Below are 16,441 nucleotides of genomic sequence, written 5' to 3'. Positions count from 1 at the left end.
CAGATGCTGGCGTATATTTTTCGGCGACTGCTGCTGATCATCCCGACCCTGTTCGGCATCTTGCTGATCAACTTCGTGATCATTCAGGCCGCGCCCGGCGGGCCGGTGGAACAAATGATCGCCAAGCTCGAAGGCTTCGAAGGCGCCACCAGCCGCATTGCCGGCGGCGGTGCCGAAGTGTCGGTGGCCGGCTCCTCCTATCGCGGCGCGCAGGGTCTGGATCCGGCGCTGATCAAGGAAATCGAGCACATGTACGGGTTCGACAAATCGGCCCCGGAACGCCTGTGGATCATGATCAAGAACTACGCGACCCTGGATTTCGGCGACAGCTTTTTCCGCGACGCCAAGGTCATCGACCTGATCAAGGAAAAAATGCCGGTGTCGATCTCGCTGGGGCTGTGGAGCACGCTGATCATGTACCTGGTGTCGATCCCGCTGGGGATCGCCAAGGCCACGCGGCACGGCAGCCACTTCGACGTCTGGACCAGTTCGGCGATCATCGTCGGTTATGCGATCCCGGCGTTCCTCTTCGCGATCCTGCTGATCGTGGTGTTTGCCGGCGGCAGTTATCTCGACTGGTTCCCGCTCAGGGGCCTGACCTCGAACAACTTCGATGAGCTGAGTTTCGGCGGCAAGATCCTCGATTACTTCTGGCACCTGGCGCTGCCGGTGACCGCGCTGGTGATCGGCAACTTCGCGACCATGACCCTGCTGACCAAAAACAGCTTCCTCGACGAAATCAACAAACAGTATGTGGTCACCGCCAAGGCCAAAGGCCTGACGCGCCATCGTGTGCTCTACGGCCATGTGTTCCGCAACGCCATGCTGCTGGTGATTGCCGGTTTCCCCTCGGCGTTCATCGGCATCTTCTTCACCGGCTCCCTGCTGGTGGAAGTGATCTTCTCCCTCGATGGCCTCGGCCTGATGAGTTTCGAAGCGGCGATCAACCGCGATTACCCGGTGGTGTTCGGCACCCTGTTCATCTTCACCCTGCTGGGGCTGGTGGTGAAACTGATCGGCGATCTCACCTACACCCTGGTCGATCCGCGCATCGACTTCGAAAGCCGGGAGCATTGAGATGAACCTGTCCCCTCTCAACCGCCGCCGCTTCGAACTGTTCAAGGCCAACAAGCGTGGCTGGTGGTCGCTGTGGCTGTTTTTGCTGCTGTTCGGCCTGAGCCTGGGCGCCGAGCTGATCGCCAACGACAAGCCGTTGGTGGTGCATTACGACAACAACTGGTACTTCCCGGCGATCAAGCGCTACCCGGAAACCGCCTTCGGCGGTGAATTCCCGCTGGAGGCCAACTACAAGAGCCCGTACATCCGCGAACTGCTCAAGGCCAAGGATGCGTGGGTGCTTTGGGCGCCGATTCCCTACAGCTATCAGAGCATCAACTACGACCTGAAAGTCCCGGCCCCGGCGCCACCGTCGGCGGACAACCTGCTCGGCACTGACGATCAGGGCCGCGATGTGCTGGCGCGGGTGATTTACGGTTTCCGCATTTCCGTGCTGTTCGCGCTGACCTTAACCGTGTTGAGTTCGATCATCGGCGTGATTGCCGGCGCGTTGCAGGGCTTCTATGGCGGCTGGGTCGATCTGGCCGGGCAGCGTTTTCTGGAGATTTGGTCGGGCTTGCCGGTGCTGTATCTGCTGATCATTCTCGCCAGTTTCGTCCAGCCGAATTTCTGGTGGCTGCTGGGGATCATGCTGCTGTTCTCGTGGATGAGCCTGGTCGACGTGGTGCGCGCCGAGTTCCTCCGGGGGCGCAACCTTGAATACGTGCGCGCCGCCCGGGCGCTGGGCATGCAGAACGGTGCGATCATGTTCCGCCACATCCTGCCCAACGCGATGGTTTCGACCATGACCTTTATGCCGTTCATCCTCACCGGCGCCATCGGCACCCTCACCGCTTTGGACTTCCTTGGTTTCGGTTTGCCGGCCGGCAGTCCGTCGCTGGGCGAACTGGTCGCCCAGGGCAAATCCAACCTGCAAGCGCCGTGGCTGGGCATGAGTGCCTTCGCCGTGCTGGCGTTGATGTTGAGTTTGCTGGTGTTTATCGGCGAGTCCGCTCGCGATGCCTTCGACCCGAGGAAGTGAAATGAATCAGGACAATCTGATCGAAGTGCGCGACCTCGCCGTCGAATTCGGTTTCGGCGAGCGTGTGCACCGGGTCGTCGAAGGCGTGAGTTTCGACATCAAGCGTGGCGAAACCCTGGCGCTGGTCGGCGAATCCGGCTCGGGAAAATCGGTGACCGCCCACTCGATCCTGCGCCTGCTGCCGTACCCGATGGCCCGTCATCCGGCCGGCAGCATCAACTATGCCGGGCAAAACCTGCTGGGCCTCAGCGAAAAGACCATCCGCCATATTCGCGGCAACCGCATCGCGATGATCTTTCAAGAGCCGATGACCTCGCTGAACCCGTTGCACTCGATCGAGAAGCAGATCAACGAGGTGCTCGGCATCCACAAAGGCCTGACCGGCAAAGTCGCGACCAAGCGCACGCTGGAGCTGCTGGAGATGGTCGGCATCCCCGAGCCGCACAAGCGCCTCAAGGCCCTGCCCCATGAATTGTCCGGCGGTCAGCGCCAGCGGGTGATGATCGCCATGGCCCTGGCCAACGAGCCGGAACTGCTGATTGCCGACGAGCCGACCACGGCTCTGGACGTGACCGTTCAGCTGAAAATCCTCGATTTGCTCAAGGAACTGCAGGCCAGATTGGGCATGTCGCTGTTACTGATCAGTCACGATTTGAACCTGGTGCGAAGAATTGCGCATCGCGTATGTGTCATGCAGCGCGGTTGCATCGTCGAACAGGCATCGTGCGCAGAGCTGTTCCGTTCGCCACAGCATCCGTACACTCGGGAATTGCTCGGCGCGGAGCCCAGCGGAGGTCCGGCGAGCAATAAAATCGGGCCGCCGCTGCTTGAGGTCGAGGACCTGAAAGTCTGGTTCCCGATCAAGAAAGGCCTGCTCAAGCGCACGGTGGATCACGTCAAGGCAGTGGACGGCATCAATTTCAGCCTGCCGCAGGGTCAGACCCTGGGGATTGTCGGCGAAAGCGGTTCCGGCAAATCCACGCTGGGTCTGGCGATTTTGCGGCTGATTGGCAGCAAAGGCGCGATCCGCTTTGAAGGCAAACAGCTAGACTGCCTGACGCAGAACGAGGTTCGCCCGTTGCGTCGGGAGATGCAGGTGGTGTTTCAGGACCCGTTTGGCAGCCTGAGCCCGCGCATGTGTGTCAGTGACATCGTTGGCGAAGGCCTGCGGATTCACAAGATGGGCACCGCTGAGGAACAACAGGCGGCGATTATTGCGGCATTGAAGGAGGTAGGTCTGGATCCGGAAACCCGGCACCGCTACCCCCACGAATTTTCCGGTGGGCAACGGCAACGAATCGCCATTGCCCGGGCTTTGGTGCTGAAACCGGCGCTGATCCTGCTGGACGAGCCGACGTCGGCGCTCGACCGCACGGTGCAGCGGCAAGTGGTGGAGCTGTTGCGTTCACTGCAAGCCAAGTACAACCTGACGTATTTGTTTATCAGCCATGACCTGGCTGTCGTCAAAGCGCTGAGCCACCAGTTGATGGTGGTCAAGCATGGCCAAGTGGTCGAACAGGGAGACGCGCAAAGTATTTTTGCCGCCCCCCAACATCCGTATACACAGCAGTTGCTGGAAGCCGCTTTTTTGGCACCAGCCACTGCGCAATAACCTGAAAGAGGAGCAACACATGGGTTTTCTCGCCGGTAAGCGCGTACTGATCGTCGGTGTCGCCAGCAAGCTGTCCATCGCATCCGGCATCGCTGCCGCCATGCATCGCGAGGGCGCTGAGCTTGCCTTCACTTATCAGAACGACAAACTGAAAGGTCGTGTTGAAGAATTCGCTCAAGGCTGGGGTTCGAGCCCTGAGCTGTGCTTCCCGTGCGACGTGGCCAGCGATGAAGAAATCGCCAAGGTCTTCGAAGCACTGAGCAAGAAGTGGGACGGCCTGGACTGCATCGTTCACTCCGTTGGTTTCGCCCCGGGCGACCAACTGGACGGCGACTTCACCGAAGCCACCACCCGTGACGGTTTCCGCATCGCTCACGACATCAGCGCCTACAGCTTCGTGGCCCTGGCCAAAGCCGGCCGCGAAATGATGAAAGGCCGCAACGGCAGCCTGCTGACCCTGTCGTACCTGGGCGCCGAGCGCACCATGCCGAACTACAACGTGATGGGCATGGCCAAGGCTTCGCTGGAAGCTGGCGTACGTTACCTGGCCGGTTCCCTGGGCCCGGACGGCACCCGCGTCAACTGCGTATCGGCTGGCCCGATCCGTACCCTGGCAGCGTCGGGCATCAAGAACTTCCGCAAAATGCTGGCCGCCAACGAAGCGCAAACCCCGCTGCGTCGCAACGTCACCATCGACGAAGTCGGCAACGCCGGCGCCTTCCTGTGCTCCGACCTGGCGTCGGGCATCAGCGGCGAAATCATGTACGTCGACGGTGGCTTCAACACCACCGCCATGGGCAACATCGAAGAGTGATCTTCGCTTAGCCGATAAAAACCCGCCGATCCGGCGGGTTTTTTTATGCCTGAAGCAAACCGCTCCTGCACTACATATGTACCGCCCGGCCTGTTGTCCCTCGCTCGATAATCGGCGCTTGAAGCCTGTCAGCCGCCAAGGAGAGCACAGATGAGCGACACACCACCCACCCTGCCCCCGCAACAGACCCTGATTCAAAACCTTATTGCCGAACTGACCGCAGCCCCCGTGATCACGCCCGATGCCCCTGCGCGAACGCTCGAAATCCCTCGCGCATGCCTTCTGCGTGAATGGATGGAGCTTTACTGGACAGCCCTTGAACGTCCCGAGTTTCTGGACTGGGCCAGCCGCTTCCACATCGATCTGGATACCTTGCGTCTCAAGGGCGACACCCTGCTGGCGCAGACTCCGGCAAACGGCACCACTAGCCTGCGCACCTTCACGCTGGAGGATGACTCCGGCTGGTGGCAGATGGCGCCGATGTTATTGTCCATTTCCCAGCACATCGACCCCGGCAGGCTCGGCTTGCCCTACATCGGTGGTAAATCCGCCAATCCGCTGCATCGGTTTCCCCGTGAAGTAGTACTGGCGTTTTACGGTTATCCGGAGCCGCAAAACGCGATTCAGGCGAAAGTGATCGTCGCCGAATTGAAGGCTGGCGGTCTTGCTGCAATCGATCAAAACGGCACCACTACCTCTGCGGTGGTCAAGGAACGGACCGCGCAGCTGCAGGACTTCAAGGTCATCGCCGAAACCATCGATAACGTGGTGCGCAGCAGCGATCCGTTCGAGCAACGCGGCCTCGCCAACACTCCCGTGTCACTCAACTCGGCGTCCGTCCTGGCCACGCGCGGCGGTCCGCGTCTCAAGCTCGGTCAGCTGCTGGCGAGCTACGGATCGCCTCAACCGGAAAATGTCGAGGAGGCTCGGGCGCTTGCGCAACGCTTGCGACAGCACGACTGGCCGCCGCTGCCCTACGTCAGCGAATATGTACAGACCGGAATCCGGATCAAGCACTATCAGGAAGGGTTCGCCGATATCGAAGACTGTCGGCATATCGTCCGGCGTCTGGAAGGCCTGAGCTGGAACAAGACCCCCACGGCGAAAATCGATCTGGAAGAACTCAGTGAACCGATTGCCGCCTCGGACCTGGGTGAACGTATTGCAATCGGCCAACGTGATTTGCTGAAGCTGCGGTCCGATCCGGCGTTCCAGGCTATTTTGCTGCAACACAAATTGCCTGCGGACAGTCAACTGCTGTTGACCGCTACCGGTCACGTCGGTACGTCCAGCGAGCACGGCTGGGTCACGCTGACCCCGCAGGTGGAAAAACACGCAGGCCTGAAATCCCGGCGTGATCGACTCAGGGACCAGGCACGTGAAGCCGGCGGTGCTCTTCGCGTCAGCGGCCAGGTCAGCCTTGCGCAAATGCTGGGCTTCTACCAGATATCAATGCCCAAAACGGTCGAGCAGGCACTGCTTGTCGCCAAATGGGAGAAGTCAAACTTGCACATGCGCCCCGGGCACATGAATCCCTGGTATTTATTGGGTCAGCCTGGCAAACAGACCGAGCGTTTCACTGCCGAGCAACGGCGAATCATCATTGAGACCACCGCTGCGTTCATGCCCAAGGACGCGGAACCATTGATCGATTATCTGAGCGAAGGCGTCGATACCGATCTGCCGCTCGCCACCCTCAAGGCCAAAGCCGATTATCTGATCAGCCGGATTCTGATCACCGCGCGAGCCCGGTCATTGGGCCATGAATTACTCGACAAACTTGCCGCGCCTGTTCACACCAAGGCACTTCTGGCCACCAATCGCGAGCGCCTGCTCATCGCGGCGCTGATTCTCAGCCTCGACGCGACAGCGGGTGAGCATCTGGACCGTATCATCGGCCAGTCGTTGAATGACCCGTTTTTCTGGGGCGAGAGTTACGAGGAGGTGCGACGCTTTATCGATCACCAATTCGGTCTGACGCTGGTAAAAAACAAGACCCTGGCCACCCATCTTTTGTTATCCGGCCTTGCCCCGGAATTTTTGATCCGTGATATTCCCGCCAACATGCATTACATGAGTTGCGTGCGCTGGGTCAGGTTGAAACAGATCGTGCTTTATATCGAAAACCGTTTTCCCGGCGTGGCACGCCTGATGACGTACGAACAATTGTCGACGCTGAACAAAGGGCAGGTTCCGGCGGACTTCTACACGTTCCTGCGCAGTAATGCCTGCGCCTCGGCCGTGCTGGACTGGGCAGTGGTCAGAGGCTTGATCCAGCGCGAATCCGCAAGCTCGGCGACTGTCTATGACGCCGTCTCGCTGAAGCGCGCCGATATTGCCTTTCGCAACCACAATCGACAGATGCGCCTGCTTTACCGGCATGCTTTTATGGCGACATTCCCGGCGCCCGCCACGCTCGCCCTGAATGATCTGCGCAAGGTCTTGGTCGATCATGCGCATCTGGAGGACAAGGCGCTGTTTCTTCCAGCATCGAAAAATGACTGTTACTCGCTGATCGAATTGCACCTGGCGGCCAGGCTCTCCACCGATATGCAGGCCTGGCAATCGAACCATGCGCAGGTCTCGTTGACCTCAATCAGCGCATCATTTGCCAGGCTCCGCCACGTGCCGACGCTCTTTCATGCGGCGCTGGCTGCGCGCCTCAAGCAAATGAAAAACGCCCATATCGCCTTGATCAAGGAAGCCTTCTGCCGTTTGCCGCTCGCGCAACGGCTCGACATCGAAGACAACACCCTGGAGTTGCTCGCCCTGCAGGCGCTGCCCTCCTCGGCAAAAAAACTTGCGGGGCAAATAAAACCCGCTGGTGACACCGCACCGTTCGCGATCATTGCTCTGTTACGCGGGACGACCGACAGGGTCTTCGAAATTTTCACCCAACGCTCGGAGGTGGTTCTGCGGCGCGATATCGATCTCGCCCTGCTGACGCCGTCTGCTGCAAACGCGAAGGCGAAATCGCTGCCTTTCGATGCCCTGGCCTATCGCAACGGAACCTCGCCCGTCGCCAACGCCACGTGCAACGCACTCATCCGCTGCCTCGACGTTCACGGCGCACCCTTGGCGCAGCAGACACGCAGCGACGTTCCCGATACCTTTTCCTCGAAAAAGGTCGAAGCCATCGCCAGCACCGCTGTCCGGCACCTGTTCGATGCCTACGAAAACCAGGCACTGCAACAAGCCCTGATCGCACCGGCGCTCAAGGATGCCGATGGCAATAAAGAGCAATGGCTGAAGTTTTACGCGACTCTGACTCCGCCCAAATAATGCCGTGTCGTGCATCGGTGTCAGACAAGATGTGATGCCTGGTGAGATCGAGCAGGATGTCTGGCGCACCTAAGAAACCCGCCGACCTGGCGGGTTATCTGTACACGGGATCTTCAGGCTTTCGTTAGATCCATTCTGTACCCCGCCCCCGGCGCGCCCTCATGCATCGCAGTTTGTATATCCGCATACACGGCATTTGCCTCGGCCGTCGTAATCGATCGCGAGCAATCTCGCAACACCACCCGCAAAAGCACGTTCTCTTGTCCCGGCAACAACCCGAGTCGTTCGATGGCTTTCACCGGCAAATCCGAATAAGGCCAACGTCCCTTTAATTGCATTTCCTCAATCCAGCCCGAACAATCACCTGCCGCCTGCAACATCCGCTCGGTCAGAATTTCCTCACTAAGACCCGGGCTTACGGCCAATGAGATATCACGAACAATCGAAGGTAAGCGAGAGACCGCAGTCCACGGCTCCAAATCATGCATTTGCGCCTGCACGCGGGGGTTTTGATCGCGTAACAAACGAATATCCGGAATGCCTTTGTGCAACATTGTCAAACGATCCAGACCCATGCCAAGCGCTAGCCCGCCATGCCGCTGCGGGTCAATTGCCAAGCGTTCCAACAGTGATTTCGCGATGCGGCCACACTCCAGAACCTCCACCGGCGCGCCTTCATTCAACACATTCACTTCAATTCCGCCCTCCGTGTAGTGATGCGGACTCTCGCTATAGACCCAAGGCTTTCCAGGAACAGCGAATCCCAGAATATCGCTCACCAGACGCAGCAGATTTCCATGCGATGCCAGTTCCGGATCCCCCAGTACCCAAATATCCATCTGATGCGGCTCAGCACAGTGCCAGCGATCCCGGCTGTCACGTCTGAAAGTGATTCCCGGCGCGGCCAGCAAGACCATTTGTCCCGATTGACGTGCCTGAGCAGCGAGTTGAAGCGCTATGGGAATTTGACTGGTGGTTTGCGTGCGCAGAAGCGAATACTCATCGACCCACCGGGTGTGCTCACTGCCGAGTGTGATCTCGGTGGAGTCATAACCGAGCAAGCCGTAATTTTCCTCGGCGGACACGATCCTCGGCCCCACCTGTATCTGTGCTCGAGGCCAGCCGATCGTGGCAAGTCCTCGAAGCACTTCATTGAGCAATATCCGTACTGCGTGCTCGGGATGTGCCTGTTCGGTTAAATCATTCAATAGCAAAGCCTGGTGGACAGATGCATCTGTCAGGTATTTCTTCGATACGCGCACTATTCGCCCCCTGTATCCACGATTTATAAAAGCCAGATAAAAAGACCATAAATAAACCTAACTACAAACACCTGACGATCACAACAACAAATACAACCAACAGCAAACTTTCAGAACTGGACTACAGCCTCTCCCCACAGAAATAACAGAATTCCACAGAAAAGCCAGCGCAAATAAAAAATCGGTCTTAAAACACCAAAATAATTATTTAACCGACCAGACTGCTCATGTATTAATTCTTCCACTCCCGATCCCGGGAGAAACTGCAAACCAATAAGGATATAGAAATGAAATCTGAAATAAACAACGAAGAAAACCTGAAACGAATCACTTCCGGCCCTGAAAACTTTGGATGGGCACCTCTGGCCTGGGCTCATACTGAAGATTGAATAGCCCTTAAAGCGCGACAATCTATTTTGTCGCGCACTTATCAACAAGGAGCATTCGATGTCCACCTCGACCATGATTTCTACACTTTTCGACCATGAAGAGTTTTCAATTGTTGCCGACTCCGATGAATTTCTTGAAGAGTGCGCGCTTCTTGGTTTCAAGACAGCTCAACTCTCGAAACTGACTGAACTCCCCAAAAACAGTATTGTTTTTTCCTTCAGCAACGATGCAGCAAAAGCGATGTTTGAGGTCTCGAAAAATACGCCATTGCAGAGAAGTATTTTCTGTGCAACACAAGTTTTTGAGCCGTCCGTAGCTGCCGCACTCTATAGCCTGAGGCTTCTGCTCAGCAGCGATATTGAACAATGCATCAATACGCAACGATCCGTACTGCACATGTTGAATTCCCACCAGACATTTTGCTTTTCTGGCAACAACGCTGATGCTTCATTGGTCATTCATCCCCATGCACAGCCTTACGCACTACTTTCTGAAGATCTGAGTGGAAGCTTTGTCCAGTCTGTGGCGGAGCTCTTTGAAGTCCATTACGCGCATATGAAAGCAGATGAGCCATGCCCATTTACATTTAACGGCACGTTAAGGATTTCAGGGATTTTAACCGTCCTTAGAAAACCAAATCCGACATTGCCCACAGGATTAAGATCTTCGCTTGAGTGGTTGCGAAATCGAATTGCACAAGAAGGCGCTCTGTTGTCAGTAAAAGACAACGCTGTAAGCTCACTTAAAGTGCAAAATGAAGAACAGATCAAACTACTTGATCTGGCGGCAGGCAATCGAGGGCTGAAACTGACAGAGTTCGCCGTTGGCGTGAACAAGCGCATCGCTGCAGATATTAATTACGGAATCAACTCACAAATGAACGAAGGCATCAGCGGGATTCATTTAGCAATTGGCGACGGTTCATCCGGCTTTCACATCGACTTTCTGAGTCCTTTAGTGTGCGTTCGTCCCGCAGATCAGTTTCACAACGACGTTACGGTGTCGTAAAAACATCTGAGCAAGCCGTCGCGAAAGTGCGGGCTTGCCCTGATGACTGTCAAATCAACAACGCTTCAGTGCCTGCTTGTGCGCATACATCGCGCCATCGGCATCCGCCAACAGTCGATCCACGGTCTCATGGCGTTTGGCGTCGTATTCAATCTGCCCGACGCTGAAGCGGATCGCATAACCCCGGTGCAACGTGGCATTGCGCTCTTCGAGAATTTCCTTGAGCCGCGCCATGATTGCCGTGGTTTCGATGTGGCTTGAGCCGGTCAACAGTGCGACAAATTCATCGCCGCCCAAGCGCCCGACCACATCGCTTTCGCGAAAGGCGATGCGCAGCACATCGGCGAAGGTCTTCAGCGCACTGTCGCCCTCGGCATGGCCATAAAGATCGTTGATCTGCTTGAAATCATTCAGATCAAAAAACAGCAAGGTTGCCGGGCGCTCCAATCGGGCGCAGGCGTCCAGCGCATGCTGAGCCAATTGTTTGAAGCCGCGACGGTTGGACAGCAGCGTCAGTTCGTCCATGCTCGCCATCTGCACGGCCGTCAGCTCTTGCTCGGCCATTTCCGCCAGATCGCGCAACAACGCGCGCTCTTCATCGTCGAGTTCACGAGGTTTGGTGTCGATCAGGCACAGCGTGCCCATTTTATTGCCGTTGGGCACGGTCAAGGGGTAACCGGCGTAGAAGCGGATATTCGGCGCGCCAGTCACCAGCGGATTGTCATGGAAACGCACATCCTCCCTGGCGTCAGGCACCAACAGAAGTTCGTTCTGAAGTATCGCGTGGCCACAGAACGAAACATCCCTTGGAGTTTCAGTGGCATCCAGCCCCACGCAGGACTTGAACCACTGCCGATCCTTGTCGACCAGCGTCACCAGTGCAATCGGCACGTTGAACAGGCGCTTGGCCAGCCGTGTCAGTCGGTCGAACCGCTCCTCCGGGGCCGAGTCAAGCAGGTCAAGGCCGTGCAGCACTTGAAGACGTTTATCCTCATTCGCGGGTTTTCCTGGAACCAGCATTCGCACACTCCGTTGGCATCAATGCTCTTCAGCGTAGCGTTAAATCCGCGTGGGTTCCTCTCATCAGATCCCCGCCACCGGACACGGCCCGCCGGCATCGGCCCACAGCTTGAATTGCGTGACAAAAATATCGTGCGGCACTGGCACCGGCGCGCGCCCTGCCCCCGGGTTCCAGCCCCACAGCACCAGTTTGTCTTCGCTGACGTGCTTGATCAGCGCGGCAAAGTCGCGATCGCCGTTGCTCGAACGATCCTTGATCATCGCGCAGAGCTTGTCCGGCGGCAGGCCAATCCAGGCCATTTTGTGTGACGCCGGCGGCAGGCTCCAGTGCGGTGCCCCCGGTGGCGCATGCGGGCCGTAACTGGCCGGCGGATTGTTTTCCGCATGGCAGGTAGCGCAGGGCAAACCGGCCGCGCCCTTGCCGTCCATGCCGCGCACCACGTTCATCGCGTGGGGAATGCCGGCGTCGAACTGCAGCGGCGAATCCCCGGGAATATGGCAGTTCTGGCAGCGCGGACTTTGAAAGACTTTCTGCACCGTGCCGAACGCTTTCAGTGCCTCTTGATCATCAGCAAACAAGTCCGAGGCATAGCCACCCAGACCCAGCAAAACCACCGTGCCCAACAACAGATGTCGTTTCATCTCACACCCCCGACAGTTGCAACGGCAACTCGCGCAGACGTTGCCCGGTCAGGGCGAACACCGCGTTGGCCACCGCCGGCGCGGTCGGCGGCACACCGGCCTCGCCGATACCGCCGGGTTTATCGCTGCTCGGCACGATGTGCACCTCGACCACCGGCATCTCGTTGAGCCGCAGCACCTGATAATCGTGATAGTTGGACTGCACCACCGCGCCGTCCTTGACCGTCAGTTTGCTGTGCAGCGCCATGCCCAGACCGAAAGTGATGCACGACTCCATCTGCGCCGCGATGCTCTGAGGATTCACCGCGATTCCGCAGTCCACCGCACAAACCACGCGGTGCACGCGAATCTTCAGATTGTCCTGTGACACCTCGGCGACCTGCGCCACGTAACTGCCGAATGACTCGTGCACCGCCACGCCCAGCGCATGGCCGTCCGGCAGAGGAGCTTTCCAATTGGCCTTTTCCACCGCCAGATTGAGCACACCGAGATGCCGAGGATGATCCTTGAGCAAGGTTCGTCGGTATTCGACTGGATCCTTGCCCGCCGCCGTGGCCATTTCATCGATCAGCGACTCCATGACAAAACCGGTGTGACTATGGCCCACCGAGCGCAGCCACAACACATTGATGCCGGTTTGCGGCGAATGCAGATCGACCTGGTGATTGGCCAGACCTTTGACGTAAGGACTGTCGGCCACGCCTTCGACCGAGGTCGGATCGATGCCATTTTTGACCATCGTCGCCTCCATCAACGTGCCGGTCATGATCGACTGCCCGACCAGCACGTGCTGCCAACTCGACGGCAAACCATCCGCGCCCAAACCGATCTTCGCTTGATGCAGGAACATCGAACGGTAATAACCGCCACGGATATCGTCTTCGCGCGACCACACGGTTTTCACCGGCATCGCGGCGGCTTTCGCCACCTGCACTGCTTCGGCGACAAAGTCTGAGGTCGGGTTGGCCCGGCGACCAAATCCACCGCCCAAAAACTCAGTGTGGATTTCGACCTGCTCGGGTTTCAGCCCGGTGATCTTGCCGGCGACCATTTGATCCAGTGTCTGGAATTGTGTGCCGGTCCAGATCTCGCATTTTTCCGCGCTGATCTTCACCGTACAGTTGAGCGGTTCCATCGGCGCGTGGGCGAGATACGGCACGCTGTATTCGACATCGATCTTCTTCGCGGCTTTGCCGAAACTGCCCTTGGCATCGCCGGCCTGACTCGCCGATGTGCCCTGCGTCGTGGCCAGTTTGCGGAAACTCGCCAGCAATTTCTCGCTGCTCAGATCTGCATTCGGCCCCAGATCCCAATCGACCTTCAGCGCATCACGGCCCAGTTTCGCCGCCCAGTAATGCTCGGCAATCACCGCCACGCCCGTCGGCACTTGCACCACCTTGTGCACGCCCGGCACCGCCAACGCTTCAGCGCCTTCGAAGGATTTAACGCTGGCACCGAATACCGGTGGGCGCGCGACCATCGCGGTCATCAAGCCTTCAAACTGCACGTCCATGCCGAACCTGGCACGGCCAGTGATTTTCTCCGGCGTATCGAGGCGTTTGGTCGGCTTGCCAATGACTTTCCAGTCCTTGGCTTCCTTGAACGTAATCGACTTCGGATCCGGTGCCGGCAGTTGCCCGGCGGCATCCGCCAGCTCTCCGTAGGTCGCGTGTTTATCGCCAGCGATCACCACGCCCGATTCGGTGCGAATCGCCGATGGCGCCACTTCAAAGCGTTTCGCCGCCGCCTCCACCAGCATCTGCCTAGCGGTCGCGCCGGCCAGGCGATAACGGTCAAACTCCATCCACGTCGACGTCGAGCCGCCGGTAATCTGCATGCCACCAAACCCCGGCATGCCGTAATCCGCCGCCGACGCAGGCGAGTGTTCGACGCGGATCTTCGACCAGTCCGCGTCCAGCTCCTCGGCAATCAACATGGTCAGCCCGGTCCAGATGCCCTGGCCCATCTCTGAATGCCCGAGCAACACGGTGACGCTGTTGTCTGCCGCAATGCGCAAGAACGCATTCGGCGCAAACACCTTGCCTTCATTTTCCGCCGCATAGGCAAACTTGTGGCCGCTGGGGACGACAAACGCCACCATCAAGCCGCCGCCCAACACAGCACTACCCTTGAGAAAATCCCGACGCGATACAGGACTGTTCATCACCTATCTCCCACAGACTGAATCAGCCGATTTCCGATGCGCGTTTAACTGCTGCGCGGATCCGGGGATAGGTGCCGCAACGGCAAATATTGCCGGAGAGCGCCTGATCGATATCGCTGTCGGTGGGTTTGGGGATTTTCGCCAGCAGTGCCGCCGCAGACATGATCTGCCCCGACTGGCAGTAACCGCACTGCACCACGTCGAGTTCGGCCCAGGCTTGCTGCACCGGGTGCGAACCGTCGGTGGACAAGCCCTCGATGGTGAGGATTTTCTGTCCATGCGCCACGGCCGTCGCAGGGGTGATGCAAGCACGCAACGGCGCCCCGTCGACGTGCACGGTGCAGGCCCCGCACTGGGCCATGCCGCAGCCGAATTTGGTACCGGTCAGGTGCGCGACATCGCGCAGGACCCAGAGCAACGGCATGTCCGCAGGGACATCGAGCTCCTGATCCTTGCCATTGATATTCAAGGTCAGCATCGGGGAAATTCCTCAGACTCACGGTGTTCTGAAGGGGCGTCGCTGTGGCCATCGATGCCTACGCGCGCCTCGGCTTATCCCTTTCAGCAAAGCCTAATTTGCGTACGAAGCCAGACGTTGCGACCACCGGTCATGCAGATGTCGGCTTTATACCTACAGTTGATAACGGCTCGCACTGAGCCTGCACTGTAGAAAACTCGTCATGAGCGAAACCGGTCCGCGATCACCGCGCGGGTTATCCATCAGATTGGTCTGGAGTTGCGAACATGGGATTTGTCACCACAAAAGACGGCGTCGAGATTTTCTACAAAGACTGGGGCCCGAAAGACGCGCCGGTGATCCACTTCCACCACGGCTGGCCGCTCAGCTCGGACGATTGGGATGCGCAGATGCTGTTTTTTCTGGGCAAAGGCTTCCGTGTGGTTGCCCATGATCGGCGTGGGCATGGGCGTTCGAGTCAGGTCTGGGATGGCCACGATATGGATCATTACGCCGACGATACGCTGGCGGTGGTCAATCATCTGGGTCTGAAGAACGTCGTGCACGTCGGCCACTCGACCGGTGGCGGTGAGGTGATCCATTACATCGCCCGGCATGGCCAGGACAACGTCGCCAAAGGCGTGTTGATCAGTGCGGTGCCGCCATTGATGGTGCAGACCGAGAGCAATCCGGGTGGTCTGCCGAAAGCGGTGTTCGATGATTTTCAGGCGCAGTTGGCGGCGAATCGCGCGCAGTTTTATCGGGATATTCCGACGGGGCCGTTTTATGGCTACAACCGGCCGGGTGCCACGCCATCGGAAGGGATTATTGCCAACTGGTGGCGGCAAGGGATGATTGGCGGGGCGAAGGCGCATTATGACGGGATCGTCGCGTTTTCGCAGACCGATTTCACCGAGGATTTGAAGAAGGTCACGGTGCCGGTGCTGGTGATGCATGGTGAGGATGATCAGATTGTGCCGTATGCGGATTCGGGGCCGTTGTCGGCGAAGTTGCTGCCCAATGGCACGCTGAAGTCGTATCCGGGATTCCCGCACGGGATGCCGACGTCAGAGGCCGAAACGATCAACGCGGATCTGCTGGCGTTTATTCGCGGCTGAGATCATTGGCAGCCGTACACTTCCCCCCTGTGGGAGCGAGCCTGCTCGCGAATGCGATCTGTCAGTTGAACTTGAGCTGAATGACCCACCGCTTTCGCGAGCAGGCTCGCTCCCACAAGGGGGATGTGATTGGGTTTACATCCTTTATTCCTCAGTGCACCCCGTGCTTTCACGATCACGCTCGTAGTGGTGAGCTAGTGGCAGCGCCGGTAGCCAAGACTCGCGGCGAATAGTCCAGAGTTCGTAGGTGGGTTTGAACTGATTAGGCTCATCGAGCGATCCGACGTTGACCTCTACTTCATCTGCCGAACGTGTGAACACCGGTGAGCCGCAGCGCGGGCAGAAAAAGCGCCCGTTGTAGTCGCGGGTTTCGCCGGTGACCTTCAACGCATCCTCAGGAAATATGGCCGAGGTACCGAACAGCGCGCCGTGGCGTTTGCGGCAGTCGAGGCAGTGGCAGATGCCCACGCGGTAAGGCTGACCTGTCACTTCGAAACGGACATCACCGCATAGGCAACTGCCAGTCAATCGATTCATGTCACACCTCCTCTTCAGAATTTGAAATTAGCGACAG

Annotated in this window: 13 protein-coding genes; 7 read left to right on the top strand and 6 right to left on the bottom strand. The window is 58.2% G+C overall.

What is annotated here, in order from left to right; all coding sequences use genetic code 11:
* The first annotated feature begins 3 nt into the window (after positions 1-3).
* From L8H52_RS12505 to L8H52_RS12485, 5 genes are all read left to right on the top strand, one after another.
* A complete protein-coding gene (locus L8H52_RS12505) occupies positions 4-1,077 on the top strand; it encodes a microcin C ABC transporter permease YejB (protein WP_242207296.1) in 1,074 nt (357 codons plus the stop codon).
* Between the two features lies 1 nt (position 1,078).
* Positions 1,079-2,098: an ABC transporter permease gene (locus L8H52_RS12500; protein ID WP_242207295.1), complete on the top strand. Its 1,020-nt coding sequence runs from the start codon at positions 1,079-1,081 to the stop codon at positions 2,096-2,098.
* A 1-nt stretch (position 2,099) separates the two neighbouring features.
* The gene (locus tag L8H52_RS12495; protein WP_242207294.1) at positions 2,100-3,710 is read left to right on the top strand and encodes an ABC transporter ATP-binding protein; all 1,611 of its coding nucleotides are present in this window, start codon (positions 2,100-2,102) and stop codon (positions 3,708-3,710) included.
* 19 nt (positions 3,711-3,729) lie between these two features.
* Entirely contained in the window at positions 3,730-4,524 is a 795-nt protein-coding gene (gene fabI / locus L8H52_RS12490) for an enoyl-ACP reductase FabI (protein ID WP_007910591.1), read from the top strand.
* A gap of 150 nt (positions 4,525-4,674) precedes the next feature.
* Positions 4,675-7,806 (top strand): hypothetical protein, encoded by a 3,132-nt coding sequence (locus tag L8H52_RS12485; protein WP_242207293.1) that lies wholly within the window; start codon positions 4,675-4,677, stop codon positions 7,804-7,806.
* 113 nt (positions 7,807-7,919) lie between these two features.
* Here L8H52_RS12485 and L8H52_RS12480 read toward each other — a convergent pair whose 3' ends face one another.
* A complete protein-coding gene (locus L8H52_RS12480; RefSeq protein WP_242207292.1) occupies positions 7,920-9,068 on the bottom strand; it encodes a hypothetical protein in 1,149 nt (382 codons plus the stop codon).
* Positions 9,069-9,515: 447 nt separating this feature from the next.
* Here L8H52_RS12480 and L8H52_RS12475 point away from each other — a divergent pair, with 447 nt between their 5' ends.
* Positions 9,516-10,466, top strand: a complete 951-nt coding sequence (locus tag L8H52_RS12475; RefSeq protein WP_242207291.1) for a hypothetical protein — start codon at positions 9,516-9,518, stop codon at positions 10,464-10,466.
* A 54-nt stretch (positions 10,467-10,520) separates the two neighbouring features.
* Here the strand turns inward: L8H52_RS12475 and L8H52_RS12470 are convergent, their stop codons facing one another.
* From L8H52_RS12470 to L8H52_RS12455, 4 genes are all read right to left on the bottom strand, one after another.
* Complete coding sequence (locus L8H52_RS12470) at positions 10,521-11,486, bottom strand: sensor domain-containing diguanylate cyclase (RefSeq protein WP_242207290.1); 966 nt, start codon at positions 11,484-11,486, stop codon at positions 10,521-10,523.
* 63 nt (positions 11,487-11,549) lie between these two features.
* A complete protein-coding gene (locus L8H52_RS12465; RefSeq protein WP_242207289.1) occupies positions 11,550-12,128 on the bottom strand; it encodes a hypothetical protein in 579 nt (192 codons plus the stop codon).
* A gap of 1 nt (position 12,129) precedes the next feature.
* A complete protein-coding gene (locus L8H52_RS12460) occupies positions 12,130-14,292 on the bottom strand; it encodes a xanthine dehydrogenase family protein molybdopterin-binding subunit (protein WP_242207288.1) in 2,163 nt (720 codons plus the stop codon).
* Positions 14,293-14,314: 22 nt separating this feature from the next.
* Positions 14,315-14,770 (bottom strand): (2Fe-2S)-binding protein, encoded by a 456-nt coding sequence (locus L8H52_RS12455; protein ID WP_003224136.1) that lies wholly within the window; start codon positions 14,768-14,770, stop codon positions 14,315-14,317.
* A gap of 266 nt (positions 14,771-15,036) precedes the next feature.
* Between L8H52_RS12455 and L8H52_RS12450 the strand changes: the two genes are divergently transcribed.
* On the top strand, positions 15,037-15,867 hold the full coding sequence (locus L8H52_RS12450) for an alpha/beta hydrolase (protein ID WP_242207287.1): 831 nt from the start codon (positions 15,037-15,039) through the stop codon (positions 15,865-15,867).
* A 144-nt stretch (positions 15,868-16,011) separates the two neighbouring features.
* Here L8H52_RS12450 and L8H52_RS12445 read toward each other — a convergent pair whose 3' ends face one another.
* Entirely contained in the window at positions 16,012-16,404 is a 393-nt protein-coding gene (locus L8H52_RS12445) for a GFA family protein (protein WP_242207286.1), read from the bottom strand.
* Between the last annotated feature and the right edge of the window lie 37 nt (positions 16,405-16,441).

The sequence above is a fragment of the Pseudomonas sp. CROZ-RG-20F-R04-15 genome, assembly GCF_022662375.1.
GTDB lineage: Bacteria > Pseudomonadota > Gammaproteobacteria > Pseudomonadales > Pseudomonadaceae > Aquipseudomonas.
The sequence above is the reverse complement of the archived record's forward strand: the minus strand, read 5'-3'. Positions and strand labels throughout refer to the sequence as shown.